Annotated in this window: 19 protein-coding genes; 7 read left to right on the plus strand and 12 right to left on the minus strand. The window is 72.0% G+C overall.

Translation table 11 applies throughout. The annotated features are described in order from the left end of the window. Position 1 precedes the first annotated feature (1 nt). Entirely contained in the window at positions 2-3310 is a 3309-nt protein-coding gene (gene lysX / locus L3i22_RS29080) for a bifunctional lysylphosphatidylglycerol synthetase/lysine--tRNA ligase LysX (RefSeq protein ID WP_221320710.1), read from the minus strand. Between the two features lie 47 nt (positions 3311-3357). Continuing rightward, on the minus strand, positions 3358-4335 hold the full coding sequence (locus L3i22_RS29085; protein ID WP_221320711.1) for a YafY family protein: 978 nt from the start codon (positions 4333-4335) through the stop codon (positions 3358-3360). 62 nt (positions 4336-4397) lie between these two features. Here L3i22_RS29085 and L3i22_RS29090 point away from each other — a divergent pair, with 62 nt between their 5' ends. Continuing rightward, positions 4398-4847: a hypothetical protein gene (locus L3i22_RS29090; RefSeq protein ID WP_221320712.1), complete on the plus strand. Its 450-nt coding sequence runs from the start codon at positions 4398-4400 to the stop codon at positions 4845-4847. Continuing rightward, entirely contained in the window at positions 4844-5350 is a 507-nt protein-coding gene (locus L3i22_RS29095; protein WP_221320713.1) for a hypothetical protein, read from the plus strand. The genes L3i22_RS29090 and L3i22_RS29095 overlap by 4 nt, the downstream gene beginning before the upstream one ends. Positions 5351-5352: 2 nt before the next feature. Here the strand turns inward: L3i22_RS29095 and L3i22_RS29100 are convergent, their stop codons facing one another. Beyond that, positions 5353-6249: a LysR family transcriptional regulator gene (locus L3i22_RS29100; RefSeq protein ID WP_255657237.1), complete on the minus strand. Its 897-nt coding sequence runs from the start codon at positions 6247-6249 to the stop codon at positions 5353-5355. A 134-nt stretch (positions 6250-6383) separates the two neighbouring features. On the opposite strand from L3i22_RS29100, the gene L3i22_RS29105 reads away from it, so the two are divergent. Both L3i22_RS29105 and L3i22_RS29110 read left to right on the plus strand, forming a co-directional pair. Then, on the plus strand, positions 6384-7121 hold the full coding sequence (locus tag L3i22_RS29105; protein WP_221320715.1) for an SDR family oxidoreductase: 738 nt from the start codon (positions 6384-6386) through the stop codon (positions 7119-7121). Positions 7122-7232: 111 nt separating this feature from the next. Then, complete coding sequence (locus L3i22_RS29110) at positions 7233-7718, plus strand: hypothetical protein (RefSeq protein ID WP_221320716.1); 486 nt, start codon at positions 7233-7235, stop codon at positions 7716-7718. Between the two features lie 30 nt (positions 7719-7748). Here L3i22_RS29110 and L3i22_RS29115 read toward each other — a convergent pair whose 3' ends face one another. Further along, the gene (locus L3i22_RS29115; protein ID WP_221320717.1) at positions 7749-9863 is read right to left on the minus strand and encodes a 2Fe-2S iron-sulfur cluster-binding protein; all 2115 of its coding nucleotides are present in this window, start codon (positions 9861-9863) and stop codon (positions 7749-7751) included. Positions 9864-9957: 94 nt separating this feature from the next. Between L3i22_RS29115 and L3i22_RS29120 the strand changes: the two genes are divergently transcribed. Then, positions 9958-10509, plus strand: a complete 552-nt coding sequence (locus L3i22_RS29120; protein WP_255657238.1) for a TetR/AcrR family transcriptional regulator — start codon at positions 9958-9960, stop codon at positions 10507-10509. On the opposite strand, the gene L3i22_RS29125 is transcribed toward L3i22_RS29120, so the two are convergent. The 6 genes from L3i22_RS29125 to paaI all read right to left on the minus strand — a co-directional run bounded on the left by L3i22_RS29125 (position 10497) and on the right by paaI (position 16797). Continuing rightward, on the minus strand, positions 10497-12515 hold the full coding sequence (locus tag L3i22_RS29125; RefSeq protein WP_370644256.1) for a caspase family protein: 2019 nt from the start codon (positions 12513-12515) through the stop codon (positions 10497-10499). The two genes, L3i22_RS29120 and L3i22_RS29125, sit on opposite strands and share 13 nt — an antisense overlap. Continuing rightward, entirely contained in the window at positions 12421-12828 is a 408-nt protein-coding gene (locus L3i22_RS29130) for a hypothetical protein (RefSeq protein WP_221320720.1), read from the minus strand. The genes L3i22_RS29125 and L3i22_RS29130 overlap by 95 nt, the downstream gene beginning before the upstream one ends. A gap of 114 nt (positions 12829-12942) precedes the next feature. Next, the gene (gene lon / locus L3i22_RS29135) at positions 12943-15279 is read right to left on the minus strand and encodes an endopeptidase La (RefSeq protein ID WP_221320721.1); all 2337 of its coding nucleotides are present in this window, start codon (positions 15277-15279) and stop codon (positions 12943-12945) included. A 65-nt stretch (positions 15280-15344) separates the two neighbouring features. Next, the gene (locus L3i22_RS29140) at positions 15345-15881 is read right to left on the minus strand and encodes a GNAT family N-acetyltransferase (protein WP_221320722.1); all 537 of its coding nucleotides are present in this window, start codon (positions 15879-15881) and stop codon (positions 15345-15347) included. Then, positions 15874-16308 (minus strand): VOC family protein, encoded by a 435-nt coding sequence (locus L3i22_RS29145; protein WP_221320723.1) that lies wholly within the window; start codon positions 16306-16308, stop codon positions 15874-15876. Before L3i22_RS29145 ends, L3i22_RS29140 begins: the two co-directional genes overlap by 8 nt. Positions 16309-16359: 51 nt before the next feature. Then, positions 16360-16797: a hydroxyphenylacetyl-CoA thioesterase PaaI gene (gene paaI / locus L3i22_RS29150; RefSeq protein ID WP_221320724.1), complete on the minus strand. Its 438-nt coding sequence runs from the start codon at positions 16795-16797 to the stop codon at positions 16360-16362. 35 nt (positions 16798-16832) lie between these two features. On the opposite strand from paaI, the gene paaK reads away from it, so the two are divergent. Further along, entirely contained in the window at positions 16833-18131 is a 1299-nt protein-coding gene (gene paaK / locus L3i22_RS29155) for a phenylacetate--CoA ligase PaaK (protein ID WP_221320725.1), read from the plus strand. Positions 18132-18202: 71 nt separating this feature from the next. Here the strand turns inward: paaK and L3i22_RS29160 are convergent, their stop codons facing one another. Next, on the minus strand, positions 18203-19219 hold the full coding sequence (locus L3i22_RS29160; RefSeq protein WP_255658723.1) for a ComEC/Rec2 family competence protein: 1017 nt from the start codon (positions 19217-19219) through the stop codon (positions 18203-18205). An 11-nt stretch (positions 19220-19230) separates the two neighbouring features. Then, positions 19231-21669, minus strand: coding sequence for a hypothetical protein (locus tag L3i22_RS29165; RefSeq protein ID WP_221320727.1), 2439 nt, complete (start codon positions 21667-21669; stop codon positions 19231-19233). A gap of 152 nt (positions 21670-21821) precedes the next feature. Between L3i22_RS29165 and L3i22_RS29170 the strand changes: the two genes are divergently transcribed. Continuing rightward, complete coding sequence (locus L3i22_RS29170; RefSeq protein ID WP_221320728.1) at positions 21822-22946, plus strand: trypsin-like peptidase domain-containing protein; 1125 nt, start codon at positions 21822-21824, stop codon at positions 22944-22946. The last annotated feature ends 9 nt before the right edge of the window (positions 22947-22955 follow it).

Raw genomic sequence — 22955 nt, forward strand, 5'->3', positions numbered from 1 at the left:
ATCAGTGCGGGGTGGGGGCCGGGCGGTGGAACGGGAAGGCCAGGGTGGCCCGGATCGGGGTGCCGGTCAGCAGCATGACCAGGCGGTCGACGCCGAGACCCAGGCCGCCGGTCGGGGGCATCGCGAAGTCCAGCGCGGTCAGGAACGCCTCGTCGAGCTGCATCGCCTCGGGGTCGCCGGCGGCCGCCCGCAGGGACTGGGCGGTGAGCCGGTCGCGCTGCTCGACCGGGTCGATCAGCTCCGAGTACGCCGTGCCCAGCTCCATCCCGAAGGCGACCAGGTCCCAGCGTTCGGCCAGCCGCGGATCGTCGCGGTGGGTCCGGGTCAGCGGGGACGTCTCCAGCGGGAAGTCGGTGTAGAACGTCGGGTACGTGGTCTGCTTCTCGACCAGCGCGTCGTACAACTCCAGGACCAGCTCGCCGGCGGTGGCGTCGGCCGGGGCGTGGACGTTGTGGCGGGCGCAGACCTCCCGTACCGAAGCAATCGGGGTCTGTGAAGTCACATCTGAGTCAGTCGCGCGACTGACCGCGTCGTGCACGGTCACCACCGGCCAGGGCGCGCTCAGGTCGACCGGGCCCTCCGGCCGGATCGCCACCGGACGGCCGTGCACCGCGGTCGCGACCTCCAGGATCAGCTCCCGGGTCAGCTCCCGCATCGTGGTGTAGTCGGCGTAGGCCTGGTACGCCTCGAGCGAGGTGAACTCGGGGTTGTGGGTGGCGTCCACGCCCTCGTTGCGGAAGTTCCGGTTGAGCTCGAACACCTTCTCCATCCCCGCCACGCAGAGCCGCTTCAGGTACAGCTCCGGCGCGATCCGCAGGTACAGCTCCATGTCGTAGGCGTTGATGTGGGTCCGGAACGGGCGCGCGGTCGCGCCGCCGTGCACGGCCTGCAGCATCGGGGTCTCGACCTCGGCGAAACCGCGCACGGAGAACGCCTCGCGCAGCGCCCGCACCGCGGCGCTGCGATGCCGCAGCACCCGCATCGCGTCCGGGTTGACCAGCAGGTCCAGGTGACGCTGGCTGACCCGGGCCTCCGGATCGGTGAAGCCGGCGTGCGCGTCCGGCAGCGGCCGCAGGCACTTGGCGGCCATCACCCAGGTCGCGGCCAGCACCGACAGCTCACCGCGCCGGGAGGTGACGATCTCGCCGGTGACGCTGACGTGGTCGCCGAGGTCGACGGTCCGCCGCCACCGGTCGCGCTCCGGCTCCGGGGTGTCCTTGCCGGTCAGCATCACCTGCAGGGTGGCGTCGCCCTCCTGCAGGACGGCGAACCGGACGCCGCCGAGATCGCGCAGCGCCCGGACCCGGCCGGTGACCGAGACGACCGCGCCGGTCCGCGCGTCCGGCGCCAGCCCCGGGTGCGCGGCCCGGACCTCGGCCAGTGTCGCCGTGCGCGGCACCGCCACCGGGTACGGCTCGGCCAGCCGGTCCCGCTTCGCCAGCCGGGCGCGTTGCTGCTGGCTCAGCCGCCGCTGCGGGCGCACCGGACGCAGCAACTCCTGCTCCTGGGCCCGGACCGCGTCCAGGAACGGCACCTCGCCGACCAGTTCGCTCGCCGGGTCGGGCGCGGGCGGGGCCAGCGACGGCAGGAACCCCTCGGCGATCCCGGCGGCCAGCACCGCGCGGCTCAGCGTCAGCGACGAGTCGTAGCAGAGGAACCGCGGCACCCAGGCCGGCCGGTACTTGGCGTTCGCCCGGTACAGCGACTCCAGCTGCCAGAACCGGGACGCGACCGACAGCACCGCGTCGGTCATCCGGGTGACCGGGCCGGCGCCGACCATGTCCGCCGAGCTGAAGACCGACCGGAACATCGCGAAATTCAGAGAGATATGGCGTACGCCCAGATCCGGCCCCGCCTCGATCAACGCCGCCACCATGAACTCGGTCAGCCCGTTCTCCGCCTGCCGGTCCGCGCGCATCAGATCCAGCGACAGCCCGCGCACCCCCCACGGCACGAACGTCAGTACGCCCCGGACCACCCCGGCCGGATCGTGCGCGGTCACCACCACGCACCGCTCGTCCGCCGGGTCGCCGAACCGGCCCAGCGCCATCGAGAAGCCCCGCTCCGAGCCGTCCCCGCGCCAGGCCGCGGCCAGCCCGTCCAACTCGGCCAGCTCCGCCGCGCCGATCGCGCCCTGCCGCCGGACCGAACACGTGTAGCCGGCGTTGCGGACCCGCGTCACCGCCCGCCGGACCGGGCGCATCGCCGGCCCGGCCAGGTGGAAGCCGCCGACCTCCAGGATCGCCTCGTCGCCGATGCTCAGGGCTTTCAGACCGGCTTCGACGTACGCGTTCGCCCCCGCCTCACTCGCCGACAGCACCGCCGGGAACCAGCCGTGCCGGCGCGCCTCGGCCCGCCACTCCTGGATCGCCGCCGGCCACGAGCCGACGTGCCCGATCGGATCCGCGCTGGCCAGGCTCACCGAGGCGACCACCCGGTAGGTGATCGCGGCCCGCCCGTCCGGCGAGAAGATCACCGACTTGTCCCGCCGGGTCGCGAAGTAGCCCAGCGAGTCCCGCTCGCCGTCGGCCAGCACCAGCCGGCGCAGCCGCACCTCGGACTCGGCGCCCAGGTACTGCTTGGCCCGCGCCGAGCGCAGGAACACGCTGACCGCGCCGAGCAGCACCAGCGCCGACAGCGTCGACGCGGCCACCGACAGCCAGTGATGCCCGTGGTGCCCGTGCAGCCCGGCGTTGTCGCCGGCCGCGCTCAGCCCGAGCGCCGAGTGGTTCGCCCAGGCGACCCGCTCCCGCACCCCGCGCAGGGTGTCCGGGAAGACCCAGGTCCAGGCGAACGCGACGGCCCAGGCGGCGGCCAGGCCGCCGATCAGGACCGCCATCGCCGTACGGCGGGAGGCATGCGCCAGCCGGGCCGGGAACGCCTTGCGCGCCCGCCACAGCAGCACGGTCACCACGACCCCGATCGGGGCCGCGGCGATCGTCACGATCAGCTCGGTCCGGGACAGGTCGAGATCGGCCTTCGCCGGCTCGTTCCAGTACGCGATCCCGATCGCCGCGATCGCCGCGTCCACCAGCGTCGCCAGGATCTGGTAGACGAACAGCAGCAGGAACGCGGCCCGCAGCCGGCGGCGCAGCGCGCTGCCCATCAGCAGCAGCACCGCGGCGATGAACAGGTTCGGCGAGGCCGGGACGTTCACCAGCCCGAACGCGTAGTCGACCGTCCAGGTCCAGTGGAACGCGCGCAGCGGGAAGCTGAGCAACACCCAGGCCCCGGCGATCGTGACGATACGTCCGGGCCAGGCCGCGATGCGGTCCTGACCCCCGGGCCCTGCGCTGCCGACTGATGCCACGATCGCTCACGCTATCGGAGGTGCGCTCACCGGCCTGCCCCCGGTGATCACGCCGGGTAGAGGCGGGCCATCGCGCGGACGTGGTCGGTGAGGTAGGTGACCAGGTCCGGGGGTGCGACGACCTGTGCCTCCGCGCCGAGCCGGAGCAGCAGGCCGGCCGTGTGCGGGACGCTCTCCATCGGAATGGTGACCCGCTGCCGGCCGTCCGGCTCGTCCGGTTCCAGGGTGGCCAGGGCCAGCCGGGCGGCCTTCGGCCCGAGCACGCCGGGCAGCGCCCGGACCCCGTCGGCGGTCAGCCGGACGACCGCGACCTCGCCGGTGTCGGTCCGCTCGTAGCGGTCGACATGCTCCCGCCAGAACCCGGCCAGGTCGAAGCCGTCGGGCCGGAGGAAAACGTCGGGCAGGGCGGTCAGCGACACGATCGACGAGACCCGGTACGTCCGCGGCCCGCCCCGCCCGGCGGCGACCAGGTACCAGACGCCGGCCTTGAGGATCAGGCCCAGCGGGTCCAGCCGCCGGGTCACCTCGCCCGGCTCCGGGGACCAGCGGCGGTAGCGCACCTCGACCGACCGGTCCTGCCAGAGCGCCTCGGCCACGGCGAGCAGGTGCGGCACCGCGTCCGGCTCCCGGTACCAGCCCGGCGTGTCCAGGTGGAACCGTTGCCGGATCCGGGTCGAGGCCTCCCGGTACGGCGTCGGCAGTGCCGCCGTCAGCTTCAGCTCGGCCGCCGCCAGCTGCGCGCCCAGGCCCAGCTCGGCGGCCGGCTGGGACAGCCCGGTCAGGAACAGCGACTCGGCCTCGTCGGCGGTCAGCCCGGTCAGCCGGGTCCGGTAGCCGTCGAGCAGCTGATATCCCCCGGCCGGCCCCTGCTCGGCGTAGACCGGCACGCCCGCCGCCGCGAGCGCCTCCACGTCCCGGTAGATCGTCCGGACGCTGACGCCGAGCTCGGCGGCCAGCTGGGTGGCGCTCATCCGCCCCCGGTTCTGCAGCAGCATCAGCAGGGACAGCAGTCGACTGGCACGCACTCCACAGAGTCTGCCAGCCCCCTGACAGAAGATGTCAGGGGTAGCCCGCGACGATCTTCCCCGTGAACGACTTCGACTTCTTCATCGGCTCCTGGACCGTCGTCAACCGGCGCCTCAGCACGCTGTTCGCCGGCAGCGACGACTGGCAGACCTTCCCCGGCACCAGCGTCTGCCGGCCGTTCTTCGACGGCGGCGGCAACACCGACGAGATCATCTTCCCGACGCTCGGCACCCGGGGCTTCACCCTCCGCCTGTACGACGTGGACCACGCCCAGTGGTCGCTGTACTGGGCCAACGACCGGTCCGGGGTGCTGTTCCCGCCGGTCGTCGGGTCGTTCGCGGACGGTCGCGGCGACTTCTACGGCGACGACACGCACGAGGGCAAGCCGATCCGGGCGCACTTCATCTGGTCGCACATCACGCCTGCCTCGGCCCGGTGGGAGCAGGAGTTCTCCGCGGACGGCGGCCTGACCTGGGAGTCCAACTGGATCATGGAGTTCACCCGGGCATGACGATCACCGATGAGCAGCTCGCCGCGGCCGGCAACGTCGTCGACGACGACTACCGGCACGTGACCAAGCAGATCTCCGCCGGCGAACCGCTCGTGCTGCCGGGCACGATCCTCAAGTGGTACGGCCTGTGCCGCGCCGACCAGGTCGTCGACTCCGCGGCGGCGCGCGCGTTCGTCGCCGCCGAGGTCACCGCCGGGCGGCTGCCGATCGCCGGGGACCTGGGGTTCGTCATCCACCACCTGTCCGGCGAGCACGTTCACCTGCTGCTGGTGTGCACGTGGCGGGGGAACAACGAGATGTGGGAGACGATCTACGCCCGGGACGACCGCGAGGACACCGGCTTCGGCCTGATGGGACAGACCCCGCACCGGGGCGTGATGTGCGTGTGGGAGTTCGGCGCGGTCGCCCACGAGCATCGGGCCTGGACCCGGTACCTGCGCTCGGCCCGCGACGCCCCGGCCAAGCGCGCCTACGTCGAGTCGTCCGTCACCGGCCCGATCTGACCTCAGGCGGCGGTGAGGGTCGCCGCCGCCACCGCCAGGAACTCGGTCAGCAGCGGGTTGGTGTCCGAGTTCCGGGACGCGACCACCACGTGGGTCGGCTCGGCGTCGGCCAGCGGCACCGTCGCCAGGTGCGGATGGGCCGCCGGCCGGTGATCCCCGGCCGGCACCACCAGCACCGACTCCCCGGCCGCGACCAGCTCCAGAGTGTCCTCGAACGACTCGTAGACGGCGGGCGCGTCCAGCACGGCGACGCCGCCCGCCCGCGGTTCGAGCCGGGCGAACCCGTTCCACGCGCTGCTCGCCGCCGCACAGGTCGGGAACGCCTCGCCGGTCAGGTCGCCGATCGTGATCGACTCCTTGCCGGCCAGCCGGTGGCCGGCCGGCAGGACGGCGACGCGCCGCTCCGCGTACAGCTCGGTGACCCGCAGATGCTCGGTGGCGAACGGGATCGGCGTGTAGAGGACCACCGTGTCGACCCGGCGCTCGGGCAGCGCCCGGCCGTCGGTGCAGCGCAGGTGCCGGGTCCGGATCCGGGCGTCGGGGTGCCGCCGGCGCAGCACCGACACGGCCGGGGTGATCACCAGGTTGCCGAGGTATCCGATGGTCAGCTCGCGCGGCGCGGCGGCCTCGCGGGCCGCGACGGTCGCCCGCTGCGCGGCGCCGAGCAGCTCCCGCGCCTGCGGCAGGAACGCCCGGCCGGCGTCGGTGAGCCGGCTGCCCTGCGGGGTGCGCTCCAGCAGCCGCACGCCCAGATGCTCCTCGAGGCGCTGGATCTGCCGGCTCAGCGACGGCTGCGCGACGTGCAGCGCCGCGGCGGCCCGCCCGAAGTTGCCGTGCTCGGCGACGACCGTGAAGTAGCCGACCAGCCGCAGATCGAGCTCGGAACCAGGCACGCGCACCTGGCCAGCGTACCCATGCCCGGAGCGCATGACGACGTGCGAACCAGGTCTTGGACGCGGCGGCGGCGCCGGCCGTTGGATGGAGACGTCCCCGGAGACACACGGACAGACCATCAAACCCGAGGAGCAAAACCATGATTTCGTACGCCGGGAAGACCGCCGTCGTCGCGGGCGGCACCAGTGGCATCGGCCTGGCGATCGCCGCCCTGCTCAGCGCCGAGGGCGCCCGGGTGCTGGTCACCGGGCGGTCCGCGGAGGCGCTGGCCGCCGCGCGCGACAAGCACGGCGTGCTGACCGTCCGCAGCGACGCGACGGTGGCCGCCGACCGGGCCGGCCTGGCCGAGCGGGTGCGCGCGGAGCTGGGCCCGGTCGACGGGCTGTTCGTCAACGCCGGGGTCGCCGGGGCCGGCCCGTTCGAGCAGGTCACCGAGGCGGAGTACGACCGGGTGATGGACGGCAACACCCGGGCCCCGTACTTCACCGTGCAGAGCCTGTCCCCGCTGCTGGCGCCGGGCGCGGGCGTGGTGCTGACCACCTCGATCGTGAACGAGTCCGGGCCGGCCGACCTGAGCGTCTACTCGGCGAGCAAGGCGGCGCTGCGCTCACTGGCCCGCACCCTGGGCCGGGAGCTGCTGCCCCGCCGGATCCGGGTGAACGCGGTCAGCCCCGGGCCGATCGACACCGGCATCCTGCAGCGCTCGCTGCCGGCCGAGGTGGCCGGGCGGATGATCGACGAGTACACCGCGGCCAACCCGATGCGGCGGATGGGCGAGCCGGACGAGGTGGCCCGGGCCGCGGCGTTCCTGGCCTTCGACGCGACCTTCACCACCGGCGCCGAGCTGGCCGTCGACGGCGGCGCGTCGCAGCTGTGACCGGAGCCGTCCCGCGCACCTCAGCAGGACCATCCGGCACTCCGGCAGAACCTCGTCACCGCTGGTCGCGACATCGGCGAAGGCGGCCCCCGGGCGACCTAACCTGAGGACATGTCGTACGTCGCCACCCGTGACGGGCGCAAGAATCGCAGCGCCGCGCACCGGGCTCCAGCCGTCCCTGACCGGATCGACGACCTTCACGGAAGCAGCCTCGGCGTCCTCGAGGTCCCGCATCACATGGCCTGCGGGCACGCCAGCCGCCGCCGGTACGACCTCGAGGATCCCGCCCAGCTCCGGCACGCCTACGAACAGGTGCTGTGCGAGGCGGCCGGCTGCGGCGAGGTCGAGGACCTGATCAACCCGGCGATGCTGCGCCGGGTCTGGCGGGACCTGCACCTGCCGTCCCGGGTCCGGGAGGCGTGGGAGAGCCGGCATCCGAGCCTGCGCCGCACGATCAACCGCACCCGGCCCGGCGCGCCCACCGAGGACGCGTTCACCGTCCGGACCCCGAGCCGGGGACCGGCGCCCCGCGGCTTCGCCCGGCGCGGCCGCGGCCAGGTCGGCCGAACCACCACCGTCCGCGGCGTCGCGGCCTGATCCTCAGGCCGGGGTCGGCGTTGCCTGATCTCAGGCCGGGTCGGCGATGTCGGCGGTGACCGCCGAGGTCGGTCGGCCGACGCAGGTCAGGACGTAGCCGTCGGCTCGCTGGGCCGGGGTCAGGCAGTTCGGCTCGCCCATCACGACCGAGCCGGCGCGCAGCCGCACCACGCATTCCCCGCAGTTGCCGACCGTGCACGAGTACGGCATCGGCACCCCCGCGGCCAGCCCGGCCGACAGCAGCGTCTCGCCGGGCCGGACCGTCACCGCCGCGACCGGGTGGCCGTCGTCCTCGACGGTCATCCGGTGCGGGCCGGTCGCCGGGCCCGCCGGAGTGTCCGCCGCGCTGGTGTAGCTCTCCCGGTGGATCCGGTCGGCCGGCACCCCGCGTCCGGTCAGCACGTCGTGGACGGTCCGCATCACCGGCTCGGGCCCACACAGGAGGTAGTGGTCGCGCGGCCCGGCCGTGGTCGTGTCGAGCCAGGCCTGAACCGCATCGGGGTCGAGGCGGCCGCGGCCGCCGGTCCACTCCGGGCCGGGGCGGGTCAGCCGGTGCATCACCGACAGCCGCACCGGGTGCTCGCGCCGGAGGCGGTCGAGTTCGGCGGCGAACAGGACACTCGTCTCGTCCCGGTTGCCGCAGAGCAGGGCCAGCCGGCTGTCGCCCGGCACGGCCAGCGCGCTGCGGATGACGCTCATCATCGGGGTGACGCCGCTGCCGGCCGCGACCAGGACCAGGTCACCGCCGGGGCCCGGCCGGAACGTCCCGGACGGGCCGCGGACCGTCAGCCGGTCGCCCGGGCGTAGCACCTCGGTGGCGTGGGTCGAGAAGAGACCGCCGGCGGTCCGCTTGACGGTGATCTCCAGGCGGTCCGCGCCCGGGGCCGAGGACGCCGAGTAGGCGCGCCGGACCGGCCGGCCGTCGATCTCGGTGACCACGGTGAAGAACTGGCCCGGACGGAAGTCGATCGGGCGGCCCGGATCGGTGGTGTCGACGAGCACGATCGTCACCGCGTCCGGGGTCTCCGGTCGTACGTCGGCGATCGTCATCTCCCGGGATGCGGTCGCGGCGCGGCCGGAGCCCTGGTCGTAGCCCTCCTTGCGGATCTGCGAGCGGAGCTCGGCGCCGAGCACCCGGCTCATCGGGCGGGCCAGGAGGGTCAGGGCTTTCGACAAAAGGCGCAGGGGGCGGTTGCCCGCGCGGGCGGCATTGGCCGCGGCATGCCGCGCGGCCAGGACATTCAGATCCGGTACGGCGTGGCCGGCGACGTGCGTGGACACCTGCCAGAGGCGCGCGGCCGCGACCGCGGGGCTCGCCGACACCTCGGCCGCCTCGACCCGGATCAGCAGCGCGGCGTGCGGCGGCATCCCGCGCAGGGCCATCGTCGCGAGCAGCCCCGGGTCGTCGGTGATCGTGGCCGTGCCGCGCAGGCGCAGAATCTGATCGCGGCCGGGGCGCAGGGCGGCGAGCGCGATGCGATCGTCCTGCAGGAGGTTGCGCAGGGTGTCGGCGCGCCGGTTGCCCTTGCGGTCCGGGATGGCGATGGTCTCCGCGTCGAGAATCCGGACGAAACCGGGGCGGTCGCCGCGGGGGCTGGTGTCGCTGCCGCCCTCGGCGTCGCCCGAGGTGACCACGAAGAACGGCATGGCGGCAAGGAAGTCGCGGACGCCAGGCCCGTCCAGTGGACCGTTTCCGATCAGGTCCTGGGGTGCCCGCCGGGCGGCTCTGGCCGGTGGTTGCCAGAGCTGGGAGCGCATGATGCACCGGGCGCAGTGGACGTAGGCCTCGTCGACGTCGACGCGCAGCCGCCCGTTGTCCCGGCCGGCGGCCGTTCCGTTGAGCCGGAGGGTCTCGCCGACCCCGGGCAGCAGGAAGACGAACGAGACGCCGCCGGTGATCTCCTCGGCGACGTCCACGGAGAGGTGCCGGGGGCTGTGGACCGCCGGCTTTCCGCTGACGAAGGTGGCCTGGCGATCGCCGTGGGCGTCCAGATAGCCGAAGCCGGCGATCGGCGAGTTCGCCAGCACCGTGACGCAGCCGTCGTCGAGGCGGTCGATCTGCTTCAGGTCGATCAGCGAACTCGGCCGGCCGACCGCCGCCTCGATCTCGGCAACCGTCGTCAGACTTGAGTATTCCCAGCTCATGACACTATTGTGAGCAAGAATTCAACTTTTTGGTACTCGCTTTCCGGGGGTCTGGATGCCGCAGCGCAACGAGCCTCGTCGCAGGCCGCGACAGGTGCGGGCGGAGCTCACCCGGGAGCGGATCCTGGCGGCGGCTGCTCACGTTTTCGTCGAGTCCGGATACCAGGGCGGGACCACCAACCGGATCGCCGAGCGGGCGGGCGTGTCGATCGGGTCGCTCTACCAGTACTTCCCCAACAAGGACGCGATCCTGGCCGAGTTGCTCGTCCAGCACATCGACGACAGCGCGCCGCCGCCGGACCCCACCGGACTGGACCTGACCGGGGCGGTCCGGCAGTTCGTCCGCCAGGCCGTCGACCACCACCGGATCGACCCGCGGTTGTTGCGGATGATGGTGGAGGAGGCGCCGCTCTCCGAAGATCTGAAAACCAAGATTTCCCGGTACGACCGGAAACGGTCGGCCGAGTTGCGGACGCTCGTAGCGGCGTTCCCGGAGGCCCGCCTGACCGACCCGGACACGGCGATCCGCATCATCGTGACCACGGTCGAGATCGTCACCCACACACTGATGGCCGCGCCGGACCCGGTCGACCCCGCACGCCTGGAGGACCAGTTGGTCGAGCTGATCACCAGCTACCTGCGCTGATCTTCCGGACGCTCGGCACTCGGCCAGATCGCCACCGCAGTCCGGTCGTCCATGTAGCCCCGTTTCGCGAAGTCGAGCTGCGCCGCGAACGCCAGCGGTTCCGGCGGTTCCCGCCACACCTCGGAAAGAAACGTTCCGACGGGACCGGAAGCGGCGAGCAACGGTCCGCCGAGGCCGTCGGTCATCAGTACCAGCACTTCACCGGGCCGCAAGGTGTCCCTGGTCGGCCAGATCCCCGATTCCGGTTCCAGCGGTAGTACCGGGATCGGCCTCGTAGGGATCTCATCCACGTTCCTGAGCACACTCAACGACTCCCAGTTCCCGTTCTGACGCAGGAGCCACGCGGCGGAGTCACCGAATCCGCAGTGGTACAGCGAGTAGCCGTCGGCTGAAGGAACAAGATCGATCACGCCGAAGTACGCCGTCGCGGCCATGTGTGAAGCAACAGCACGACGGTCGAACGGCCGTCCGCCCGCCGGCGCGTGGAGGTAGCTCCCCGCGAGCGCCCGGATCTCCTCGCCCAGCTGATATGTCAAAGCGGTCCAGTCCAGGTCCTCCGCTGATCCCGAGGCGAGCCCGGAAGCCATCAGCTCGCAACCCCGGCGAGCAACCAGTGTGGCGGCGAGGTGGGAAAACCGGCCAGTGCTCACGCCGTCGGAGACCGTGACAACCAGATAGCGACCGTCGTCGGTGCGACGGAACGCATAGTCGTCCTGACGGACTCCGCCTTCATGACGATGCGCGTGCCCGCGCAAACTGGCCGCGCGCAGGTCCAGCCGCGCGACCCCCTGGGCATCCTGGATCTCAGCTCCGTCGAGGACGGCATCACGGCGACTCCAATCCGCCGGGCCCGGCACCGCGCGAGCCAGCGCTGTCCGGCCGGGGTGGCCCACCGAGTATCTGGTGAATCCGCCTGCCCAACCCTGGTTCGGAGGTGCGGGCTCCGGTGGAGTTTCCGATCGCGGCGTCAGGTCCGAAAGAAACTGGTCCGCAACCGCACAGACCGATTTGCTGTCGTCCTTCGCGAGACCACGAATCTCGTCCAGGACGATGCCTCGAACAACATCGTTACCCGTCGAGTGCAAGCGCATCAGATCGCGCAGGGCAACGTGCCGATAGTCGACGATCGGGCTGTTCAAGCCGGCCCGCACGTACTCCGGCAAGGCCCAGTGGACATTCCGGGCGACGAAAATGCGTCCGGAGATGTCCTCCTTCTTCTTCGGACGCTGCTGCGGCATGACCCTGACGACGTTGTCGTGGACGAACGCGTACAGCTCGTCGAGGGCGATCTCGCCGTCCCCGTCGGCATCAGCGCTGCCGTCCCGGATACCGTCGACGAAGAATCTGGTGAACACCGACTGACTCGCCGAGCCACTCACCTGGTCGTCCTCGAAGGCGTACTGCGTGGCATCCGACGAGGTGAGGACCACGCGCCCGCGGCCACTCAACCGGCTCAGGGTGTGGACCGCGTCGTCGCCCTTCACCCCTCGGCCGGCCGGATAGGACCCGCTGTAACAACAGTCGAGGACCAGCACCTGCTGGTGCGAGACCGCCGCGTCCATCGTCTGATCGATGTGCTCGGCCGACAGACCGCTGAACATCAGGCCGTCGCGCCTGGTGTCGGTCATCGCGAGGTAGAGCTTGCCCGCGTCGTCCTTGAGGCCGTGGCCGGTGAAGTACAACAGGGTCAGATCGTCGCGCCGCCGGTCCCGATAGAGATCGCTGATTGCCCGGCCCACCCGCGAATACGGCTCGTTGATCAGGGTGGTCACCTCGAATCCGGCGATCGCCGGATCCTGCAGCACCTCGGCGAGCGCTTCCGCATCGTGCGCGGGCGCGGTCAGCCGCCGGAGACCGGCGTCCTGATACTCGTAGGTGGCGACCAACAGTGCCAATCGGCGGCCCACGGACTCAGTCCTGTCCCCCGCCGGTGTGCCGTCGCAGGAACGCCTCGACGATCCGCCGCCGTTCCTCGTCCGACGCCCGGTCCAGCTCGATGCTGTCACCGTCGATGGTGATCGCGATCCGATGGCGGCCGGACTGGCGCTCGATCCAGCTCCGGATCGTCTCGATCATCGCGGTGAACACGCCGCCGGAGGCGCCGAGCGCCACGATGATCGCCCCGATCGTCACCGGGTCGGCGGCTTTGGCACCCGACGGGAGTTCACCGGGGCCGACCCGTTCGATCCGGTCCACGTCGAGCTCGGAGATCTCCGCGACGAGCCGGCGGGTCAGCCGGTCCGCCGCCTCGTCATCGATCTCGGGATCCGGGGTCAGCACCAGTCCCACGGTCATCAGCTCGGCGTCGTCGGTCTGCACACGAACACCCTAGGACTGGTCAGCCGGGCACGAAACGCCCATGCGGTGCGTCCGCGCCCGCCCGAAAGGCCACGGCCGTGACCCGGCGGAACCGGATCACGGCCGTCAGCGGCGTCAGGCGGCGGCGAGTGCGTCGGCGGAGACCTGCTCCAGGGCGGTGCTCAGGATGTCCCGGACGTCCGACACGATGTGGACCGTGAGGGCGTCGAGGACGTCCTGGGGGACGTCGTCCAGGTCGGGCTCGTTGCGCTGCGGGATGAAGACCTCGGTCAGGCCGGCCCGCTGCGCGGCGAGCAGCTTCTGCTTGACCCCGCCGATCGGCAGGACCCGGCCGGTCAGGGAGACCTCGCCGGTCATCCCGACCTCGGCCCGCACGTTGCGGCCGAGCAGCAGCGACACCAGCGCCGTGGTCATCGTGACGCCGGCCGACGGGCCGTCCTTCGGGACCGCGCCCGCCGGGACGTGCAGGTGGATCGGGTGGTCCAGCTGCTCCGGGGAGATGCCCAGCTCATCGGCGTGGGCCCGGACGTAGGAGAGGGCGATCTGCGCGGACTCCTTCATCACGTCGCCGAGCTGGCCGGTGACCGACAGGCCGCCCTTGTCGCCGGGGAGCAGGGACGCCTCGATGTAGAGGACGTCGCCGCCCATGCCGGTGACGGCCAGGCCGGTGGAGACGCCGGGGACCGCGGTGCGCTCGGCCGACTCCGGGGTGAACCGGGGGCGTCCGATCAGGTCCTTGAGGTCCGCGGCGTCGACCGTGGCGGGGAGCTCGCCCAGGGCGGCCTTGCGGAACGCCTTCGCGAGCAGGCGCTCCATCGACCGTACGCCCGCCTCTCGGGTGTAATTGGCGGCGATCTCGCGCAGCGCGTCCTCGGTGACCGTCACCTCGCCCTCGGACAGCGCGGCCTTCTCCAGCTGGCGGGGCACCAGGAAGTCGCGGGCGATGGCGACCTTGTCGTTCTCGGTGTAGCCGTCGATGCCGATCAGCTCCATCCGGTCGAAGAGCGCCTGCGGGATCGTCTCCAGGGTGTTCGCGGTGGCGATGAACAGCACGTCGGACAGGTCCAGGTCGAGGTCGAGGTAGTGGTCGCGGAACGTGTGGTTCTGCGCCGGGTCCAGCACCTCGAGCAGCGCCGCGGCCGGGTCGCCGCGGTAGTCGCTGCCGATCTTGTCGACCTCGTCGAGCAGGACGACCGGGTTCATCGAGCCGGACTCGCGGATCGCCCGGACGATGCGGCCGGGGAGCGCGCCGACGTACGTACGCCGATGTCCTCGAATTTCCGCCTCGTCGCGGACGCCGCCCAGGGCGACCCGGACGAACTTGCGGCCCAGGGTGCGGGCGACCGACTCGCCGAGCGACGTCTTGCCGACTCCGGGCGGGCCGGCCAGCAGGATCACCGCGCCGGAGCCGCGGCCGCCGACGACCGACAGGCCGCGGGACTCGCGGCGGGCGCGGACGCCCAGGTACTCCACGATCCGGTCCTTGACCTCGTCGAGGCCGTGGTGGTCGGCGTCGAGCACCGCGCGGGCGGCGGACAGGTCGGTGTTGTCCGTGGTGCGGACCGCCCATGGCAGGTCGAGCACGGTGTCGAGCCAGGTGCGGAGATAGCCGGCCTCCGGGTTCTGGTCGCCGGCGCGCTCGAGCTTGTCGACCTCGCGCAGCGCCGCCTCGCGGACGGCGTCGGGCAGCTCGGCCGCCTCGACGCGGGCCCGGTAGTCGTCGGTGCCGTCGGCCTCGCCCTCGCCGAGCTCCTTGCGGATCGCCTTGAGCTGCTCGCGGAGCAGGTACTCACGGTTCCGCTTCTCCACCGATTCCCGTACGTCGGTCTCGATCTTGTCGTTGACCTCGGACTCCGCCAGGAAGTCCTTGGTCCACTCGATCAGCAGCCGCAGCCGGGCCTCGACGTCGGGCGTCTCGAGCAGCTCGCGCTTGCGGTCGCTGGACAGGTACGGCGCCCAGCCGGCGGTGTCGGCCAGGTCACCGGGGTCGTCGATGGCGCTGACCGAGTCGAGCACCTGCCACGCCTCGCGGCGCTGCAGGACCGACACGACCAGCTTCTTGTACTCGGCGGCGAGCTCCCGGGCCGGCTCGCCGACCGGGGCGGGAACCACCGGCTCGGCCTCGACCCAGAGCGCGGCGCCGGGGCCGGTCACGCCGCTGCCGATCTTGGCGCGGGCGCCGGTCCGCAGGACGGCGGCGGGGGCGCCGCCGCGGAGCTTGCCGACCTGCTGGACGGTGGCCACCACGCCGTAGGAGGCGTAGCGGTCCTCGAGCCGGGGGGCGATCAGCAGCTCGGAATCGGCCGAGGTGCGGGCGGCGTCGACCGCCGCCTGGGCCTTCTCGTCGAGCTCGACCGGCACGACCATGCCGGGGAGCAGGACGATGTCGTCAAGGAACAACACGGGAAGTCGCTTGCTGGTCACCGGGTACCTCCGAGGAGTTGAGTACATGCGGCTCAACCGTGGCGGGGGTGCCGATCTTCCGGCGTTCACTGCCAGCGAAATCAGGGCCTCGATCAGGGCTGCAGGATCTGCTCCCAGAGGATGACGTCGTGCCAGGCCCCGGCCAGGTAGATGTGCTCGCGGGCCACCCCGTGCGGGCGGAAGCCGTTGCGGCGCAGCACGGTCTGCGAGGCCAAATTCTCGAACCGGGTGGTGGCCTCGGCCCGGTGCAGGCCGAGCTCGCCGGTCATCACCTCGAGGATCTCGGCGACGGCCCGGGTGGCGTGCCCCCGGTTGTGGAAGACGCTGCCGATCCAGTAGCCGACCGAGCCGTTGCGCAGGTACGGCTGCGGCAGGATGGTCCCGACCGTGACCTGCCCGGCGACCACCCCGTCGACCAGCACCACGCCCGGCCAGGTGGTGCCGGCCCGGTGCCCGGCCAGCAGGTTCTCGATCATCGTGGCCTGGCCCTCGACCGTGCTGAAGTTGCCCGGCCGGGCCGGCTCCCAGCGGGCGAAGGCCGGCTCGTCGCGGACCCGGTGCTCGGCGAGGGCGGGCGCGTCGGCCGCCTCGATCAGCCGGACGGTCGTCTGGCTCCCCGGCTCAGTCAAGGCAGAACTCGTTGCCCTCGACGTCCTGCAGGGTGATGCAGGACTCGTTCTCCCCGTCGGCCTCCTGGACCAGCACGATCGAGGCGCCGAGCGCGACCAGCCGGGCGCACTCCGCCGTGAGCACGGCCAGGCGCTCCGCGCCGGTGAGGCCGGTGCCGACCCGGACGTCGAGGTGCACCCGGTTCTTGACGACCTTGCCCTCGGGGACGCGCTGGAAGAACAGGCGCGGGCCGACACCGGTCGGGTCGGAGCAGGAGAACCAGGCGCCGCGGCGGTCGGCGGGCTGCGCGTGCTCGTAGTCGGACCAGGAGGCGAAGCCGGCCGGGGGCGGAGGCACCTGGTAGCCCAGGATCTCGCACCAGAAGCGGGCGACCCGCTCCGGATTCTCGCAGTCGAAGGTGACCTGAAATTGTTTGACCGACGCCATCGGCCCACCCTAAACGGATCATCTCCGGCCATGGGGGCGGGCCGGCGCCGATCAGAGGCCGGGGACGGGCCGGCCCAGGGATCGGCTCCGCCCGCGGAACTCGGCGATCACCTCGTCGTCGGCCGCGCGCCGCACGGTCACGTCGTAGAGCCCGGACCGCCCCCGCCGCACCCGCTCCACGGCCCGGGCGCGCAACCGGTCCCCCACCCGCGCCGGCTCGAGGAACGTGATGTCGAACCCGGCCGCCACGGTCACCTCGCCGTAGGAGTTGCAGGCCACCGCGAACGCCGAGTCGGCCAGCGTCGCGATCAGCCCGCCGTGGCACAGCTCCCACCCGTTGGTCATGTCCGGCCGCACGGTCATCGACACCTCGGCGGTGCCCGGCCCGACCTCGTCCAGGCTGATCCCCAGTGCCCGGCTCGCGGTGTCCGCGGCCAGCATCACCTCGGCGCTGCGCCGGGCGATCTCGTCCACCGGCCCTCCAGCCATTTACCAACCGATCGGTCTGCAATAACGTAACAGGTGTGCTCGATCTCACCCCGCGCGCCGAGGATCTCGACCCGGCCGAGCGCGCCTCGGTCGACGAGCTGCGCGCCCTGCAGCTGGAGCGGCTCCGGTGGACGCTGCGGCACGCCTACGACAACGTGCCGTTCTACCGCCGGAAGTTCGACGCGGCCGGCGTGCACCCGGACGACTGCCGCGCGCTGAGCGACCTGACCCGCTTTCCCTACACCACAAAACAAGACCTCAGAGACAATTATCCGTACGGCATGTTCGCCGTCCCCCGCGACCGCATCGCCCGCATCCACGCCTCCAGCGGCACCACCGGCCGCCCCACGGTCGTCGGCTACACCCAGCGCGACCTGGACACCTGGGCCGCCGTGATGGCCCGCTCGATCCGCGCGGCCGGCGGCCGCCCCGGTCACCGCGTGCACGTGGCGTACGGCTACGGCCTGTTCACCGGCGGCCTCGGCGCCCACTACGGCGCGGAGCGGCTGGGCTGCGCGGTCATCCCGGTCTCCGGCGGCATGACCGAGCGTCAGGTCCGCCTGATCGTCGACTTCGAGCCGGACGTCATCATGGTCACCCCGTCGTACATGCTGACCATCCTCGACGAGTTCGAGCGCCAGGGCGTCGACCCGGCCGGCACCAGCCTGAAGGTGGGCATCTTCGGCGCCGAGCCGTGGACCGAGGACATGCGCCGCGAGGTGGAGAGCCGGCTCGACATGCACGCCGTCGACATCTACGGCCTGTCCGAGGTGATGGGTCCGGGCGTCAGCCAGGAGTGCGTGGAGACCAAGGACGGCCTGCACGTCTGGGAGGACCACTTCTTCCCGGAGATCATCGACCCGTCGTTCGAGAACCCGCTGCCCGACGGCGAGCTGGGCGAGCTGGTGTTCACGTCGCTGACCAGGGAGGCGATGCCGGTCATCCGGTACCGCACCCGGGACCTGACCCGCCTGCTGCCCGGCACGGCCCGCCCGATGCGCCGGATGGCGAAGGTCACCGGCCGCAGCGACGACATGATGATCCTGCGCGGCGTCAACGTCTTCCCCACCCAGGTCGAGGAGCTGATCCTGCGCGTGCCCGGCCTGGCGCCCCACTACCAGTGCGTCCTCGATCGGCCGGGCCGCCTCGACGAGATGACGGTCCGCGTCGAATCGCGCTCCGACCGGCCCGTGGCGGGCGCCGGCCCGAGCCTCGCGGATCTGATCAAACACAACATCGGCGTTTCGGTACGGGTCGAGGTCGTCCCCCCGGCCACGCTGGAACGCTCGATCGGCAAGGCCCGCCGCATCGTCGACAACCGTCCCCGGGCATAACCCTCGGCACCGCTCCCGGCAACGGTGTGCGGGGTCCGCGGGATGGCGGCCGTCCGCCGATCCGTGCCACCTCAGACCACCACGGTGAGTCCGCCGGCCGGCGAGGCCGGATAGACGGCCTGGTACCGGGAGTTGCCGGGCTTGTCCCACCTCCGCGTGGTCGAGGACCGGTAGTTAAAGAACAGGGTGGGCACCGGCCCGCGCCGACCGGCGTCGATGACGCGGCGGACCGCGGCGACATCGGGGTGTTTGAATTTCGCGCCGTTGGTGGACACCAGGAATCGCGGTGAGCGGATCAGGGCGAGCAGCTCGGTGGTCACGTTGGCGGCGCTGCCGTGGTGAGGCAGCTTGACCAGGTCCACATCCAGGACCTTCAGGCCGCGCTCGGCCAGCAGGCGCCGCAGCCCGGCGGCAAGAACGGGGCTGTGTCCGTCGCCGGTGAACAACGCCGACCGGCCGGCGTGCTCCAGGAGGAACGCGATGCTGGATGCGTTGGCCACCGAGCTGTCCAGCCGCTCGCCGCCGAGCGTCCCGTCCAGACCTCGGAGTTCGGGTCGTTGCCGGAGCCGTTCGAGCACCTCGTCCTGCCGTCCGGGGGTCATGCCGGCCAGTGCCAGGACGCGGACCCACTGGGACCGAAGCTTGCGCAGCTGGTCCTCGCCGGGTGAGAGCACCGTGGCCCGGGCGCCGCAGGGCAGCTGGAGAACGGGAAGCGGCCCGCGCCCCGGCACCATGATCGCCCGATCGTTGGCCGGCAGCGAGTGTCGCCTGATCATGGCGCCGACCATCTCGCCCTGGTCGGCGCCGAGCGTCGGCGCGAAGGGTTCGAGCTGGCGCCAGCCGTTGAACCAGACCTCGCCCACCGTGGCCCGGAGCGGCTTCCAGTCCTGCAGCAGCCGGACGACACCCTCGATGTGATCGGCGTCGATGTGTGTGACGACCAACCGGTCGACGTGGCGGTGCGCGACCGGCAGTGCCCGGACGCGGTCGCGCACCGCCGTGTACGTCGTCCGCGGGCCACCGTCGATGAGCATCCGGCCGCCATCCCACTCCACCCAAAGCGCGTCCCCGTGCGCCGCCGGAAGCATCGTCACGCTGATCATGTCCCGCTCCGGGCCGGCACATCCCAATCGGCGTCGCCGAACGCCACCACGGAGAAGGCGATCGCCAGCCCCTTGGCGAGCAGCGCCCGCCGCGCGGCCCGCATCAGATCGCCGAACCGGCGCGGCCCGCCGGCGATGGCAACGGCGATCTCACACGCCGCCTCGGCGGCCTGTCCGCCCAGCGTCTCGACGACCGTTCCGATCACCACCGCGGCTGAGCCGTACCGGAACCGGCTCACCGGGTCCTGCCACGGGGTGTCCGAGATCGCGGTGTTGCATCCCAGGAGCACCACCACCGGCCCCGGTACGCCGGCGTCCTGCCTGGGCGGCACCACGTACTCCGTACCGACCACGTCGATCAGAACCTCGCTTTTCTGGCCGATCTGCAGCACGCGCGTGTTCTGCTCCCGCCCCTCCGTGTTATGCGAGAGCAGCACCAGCAGAGGCGGGCCGTGGCTGTCCACGAGTCTGCGCCACTGCCGCCACGAGGTGGCCTCGTCGACGCGCAGGCCGAGACGGCGGCGGTAGGCGTCCCGGATGCGGCCGCGATCGGCGGCGCTGACCGGTCCGTGCTTCGCCGCGAAGACCATCGCATCGATCTCCCGAAGCGAACGGCGCCCGGGCAGCGGGTCGGTCTGGAAGACGGCGGTGCCCCGGGTGGCACCGGCGCCGGCCAGCATCCGCCGTTCGATGACCATCCGGATGCCCCAGAAGCCCAGCGGGCAGATCACTCGCCGGGCCTTGGTACCGGGTGCTTCCGGGCAGTCGCAGCGGCCGGTGTCGAGGGCCTGCCGCCACCGGCGGCAGAGCCGGGCGTGCGCGTCCGGCACGCCACGGTCGTACACCATCTCGATTGGCCAGGCGCCGTCCTTCTCGGACGTGACCACCTGCACGAAGACAGCTCCGGAGAGGTGGGCGAACCCCTGCCGGACAAGTTCCTGGTAGAACGCGATGCCGAATCGGGCCAGGTCACGCAGCATCGCGGTCTGCTGCGCGCTACCGGGCCGGGCGTTCACCGCACCGTCCTCGCCGACCGCGCGCCGCAGGATGTCGGTCAGGTTGCGCTGCAGCTCCGCGAGTTCCACCGTGTCGAGTCGTGCGGGACGATCGGCGCCGACGATGACCGCCTCCCCATCGCCCCCGGCGTAGAAGCCGAGCGACGCGTCGAAGGGCTGCCGTGCCCCGGTGCCGGCCGGCATCGGCCGCAGCAGGCTCCGGACCGCCGACAGGCGGGCGCCGCCGACCGTGACGTCCTCGTCCGCGACCGGGCCGACCAGGTCCAGCACCTGCACGACGCGATTCTGCTGGTACACATGGACGGACAGGCGCAGCGTGTCCTGGGCGGCCGGCACGTCGAAAGCGAACGAGAGTTCACGGGACGCCCCCTGCCGGGGCAGCACCAGGGTCCTGGGTTCGGTTGCCAACACCCCGGTGGTGAGGTTGACGGTCAGGAACACCCGGACCGTGGCGCCGTGCTCGTCCCAGTCCAGCGGCTGCTCCTCGATCGGCCCGGAATCCAGCCAGGTGTCGTCGTGCGGTCCGATCCGGACGCTGATCTCGTGCCGGGCGCCGCGCCGGAACGCGCGCCGCCGGCGGATCCCGGCCGAGTCGTAGACCTGAACTGCGAGGTAGCGCGGTTCGTCGTCGATGACAGGGCTCGACTCGGATCCGTCGCTGGGCAACGGGCGTCCCTCCCGGGCCGGATCGGCGGCGTCGGGTTCCGGGGGCGGCTCGGTCAGCAATGCCTCGGGGTGCGCGACGATGATCGCGAACTGTCTGATCGCCACATCCAGCGGCTGGTGGTGCGCCGCCGCGTCCACCAGACTCCGTACCGCCTCGTCAAGCCCGGCGTCGCCGATCGCCCACATGCCGGCCGACATCAATTCGGCGGCAGCGCCGATCGTCCGGAGTACGGCCGCGCCGGGCAGCCCGCCGGGCGCCAGCGTCAGAAGGATCCGCGCGCTGAACGCGCCGGCCCGATCCAGGTCGCGATAGTCGTCGAGGACCAGCACATCGCAGGCCCCGGCGGCGTCCGTCAGCACCCGTAGCTCGGCGGGAACTCCGGTCAGCGAGCCGATCATCGATGAGCCCGGGAGCACGCCGATACGCAACCGATCGTCGCTCAGCGGGAACGGGCACAGACCCTCGTCAGCGAGGAAGGCCGAGGCGACTCCGGTCGCCTTCCGCAGACGCGCGAGCGTCGGCGACGCGTCCGCCAGTTCCACGCCGCTGACGGCCAGCCGGATGCCGCCCGGCGACTCGTCGATCACGGTTTGCCAGGATCCGATCAGTTGAGCCGGGTCGGACCTCGCCAGCCGCGGACCGGCGTCGTCACCGTGCCAGGCGAGCGGCTGCGCGAGATCGGTGAGCTGGTCGGCCCGGAGACCGGCGTCGGCGAACGCATCGGGATCGAACGATGAAAGATTTCCGGCCATGGGCAGTCCCGGCTGTCTCGTCCCCGCGAGGTCTGATGCGACCACTGTGGCTGGCCGGCGACGGGTTGTCCGTCGTACGGCCGACAGCGGCGTCCCTTCGCGGCCTTGACGGAACCACACGTCGGGTACGTAGCCTGTGGCAGAACGTGCGCGTGTTCCGGCGGCGAGGCGAGGCGTCGATGGTTGTCTACCACCTGAGGGACCACGAGCAGAGCGAACTGCGCCGGCTGCTGCAGGCGGTCTTCGACGGCCCGGAGGACTTCGACGAGTTCCTGCAGTACCGCCTGAACGAGCGCCTCTGGAACATCGCGGGCCCGACGGACACCTTCCCGCGGGCCCTGTTACGGGTGATCCGCCGGGCCGACGCCAAATTGTGGTGGCCGTCCCTGGTGGTCGAGGCGAGAAGAGCCGTGCCGGACGACGTCGCCCTGCTGACGTTCGCCGCCCGGCACGGTCTCGCCTCGACGATCGTCGCGGACGGCCAGGAGATCGAGGACGCCGGCCATGTCGAGGCGACGGTCAAGCGCGGCGGCGAAACCTACGACGCCGTGGAGTGGCTCGCCTGCTTCCAGAGAGTCGGGGGCCAGGTGTGCAGGATCGACGTCGGCGGCCGGTCGGGCACGGGCTTCCTGGTGGGGCCGGAGACCGTGCTGACGAACCACCACGTGGTGTCCGAGGTTCTCGACGGGGACGTCGGGCCCGCCGAAGTGAGATTGATCTTCGACTACAAGTCGTTGCCGGACGGTCTGCGGGTGTCCAGCGCGACAGTCGTCCGGCTGGCCGCCGACTGGCTCGTGGACGCCAGCCCGCACAGCGCCCAGGACGCCGTCCCTGACTCCGGCACCGATCCCGAGCCCGACCAGCTCGACTTCGCCCTGCTGCGGCTGGCGCGGCGCCTCGGTGACGAGCCGATCGAGGGCGCGGAGGCCGGACCGCGCGGATGGGTACGGGTGCCCGCGCAGGCACACGACTTCGCTCGCCATCGTGCCATCACCATCGTCCAGCACCCGGACCGCCGGCCGCTGAAGTTCGCGGTCGAGACGAACGCGGTGGTACGCGTCAACCAGAACCGGACCCGGGTCCGTTACACGACGACCACGGCCGGAGGTTCATCCGGATCCCCCTGCTTCACCATGGACTGGCGATGTGTGGCGCTGCATCGTGGCACCGAAGCCACCCGGCGCGGACAGCTGCCGCGGTTCAACGTCGGCGTGCCGGTGGCGGCGATCCGGCGGCTGACGGCCGCCCGCGGCACCGACGCCGCGTTCGCGAGCTGACCGGCCCGC

Source organism: Actinoplanes sp. L3-i22 (assembly GCF_019704555.1).
In the GTDB taxonomy this organism is placed as follows: domain Bacteria; phylum Actinomycetota; class Actinomycetes; order Mycobacteriales; family Micromonosporaceae; genus Actinoplanes.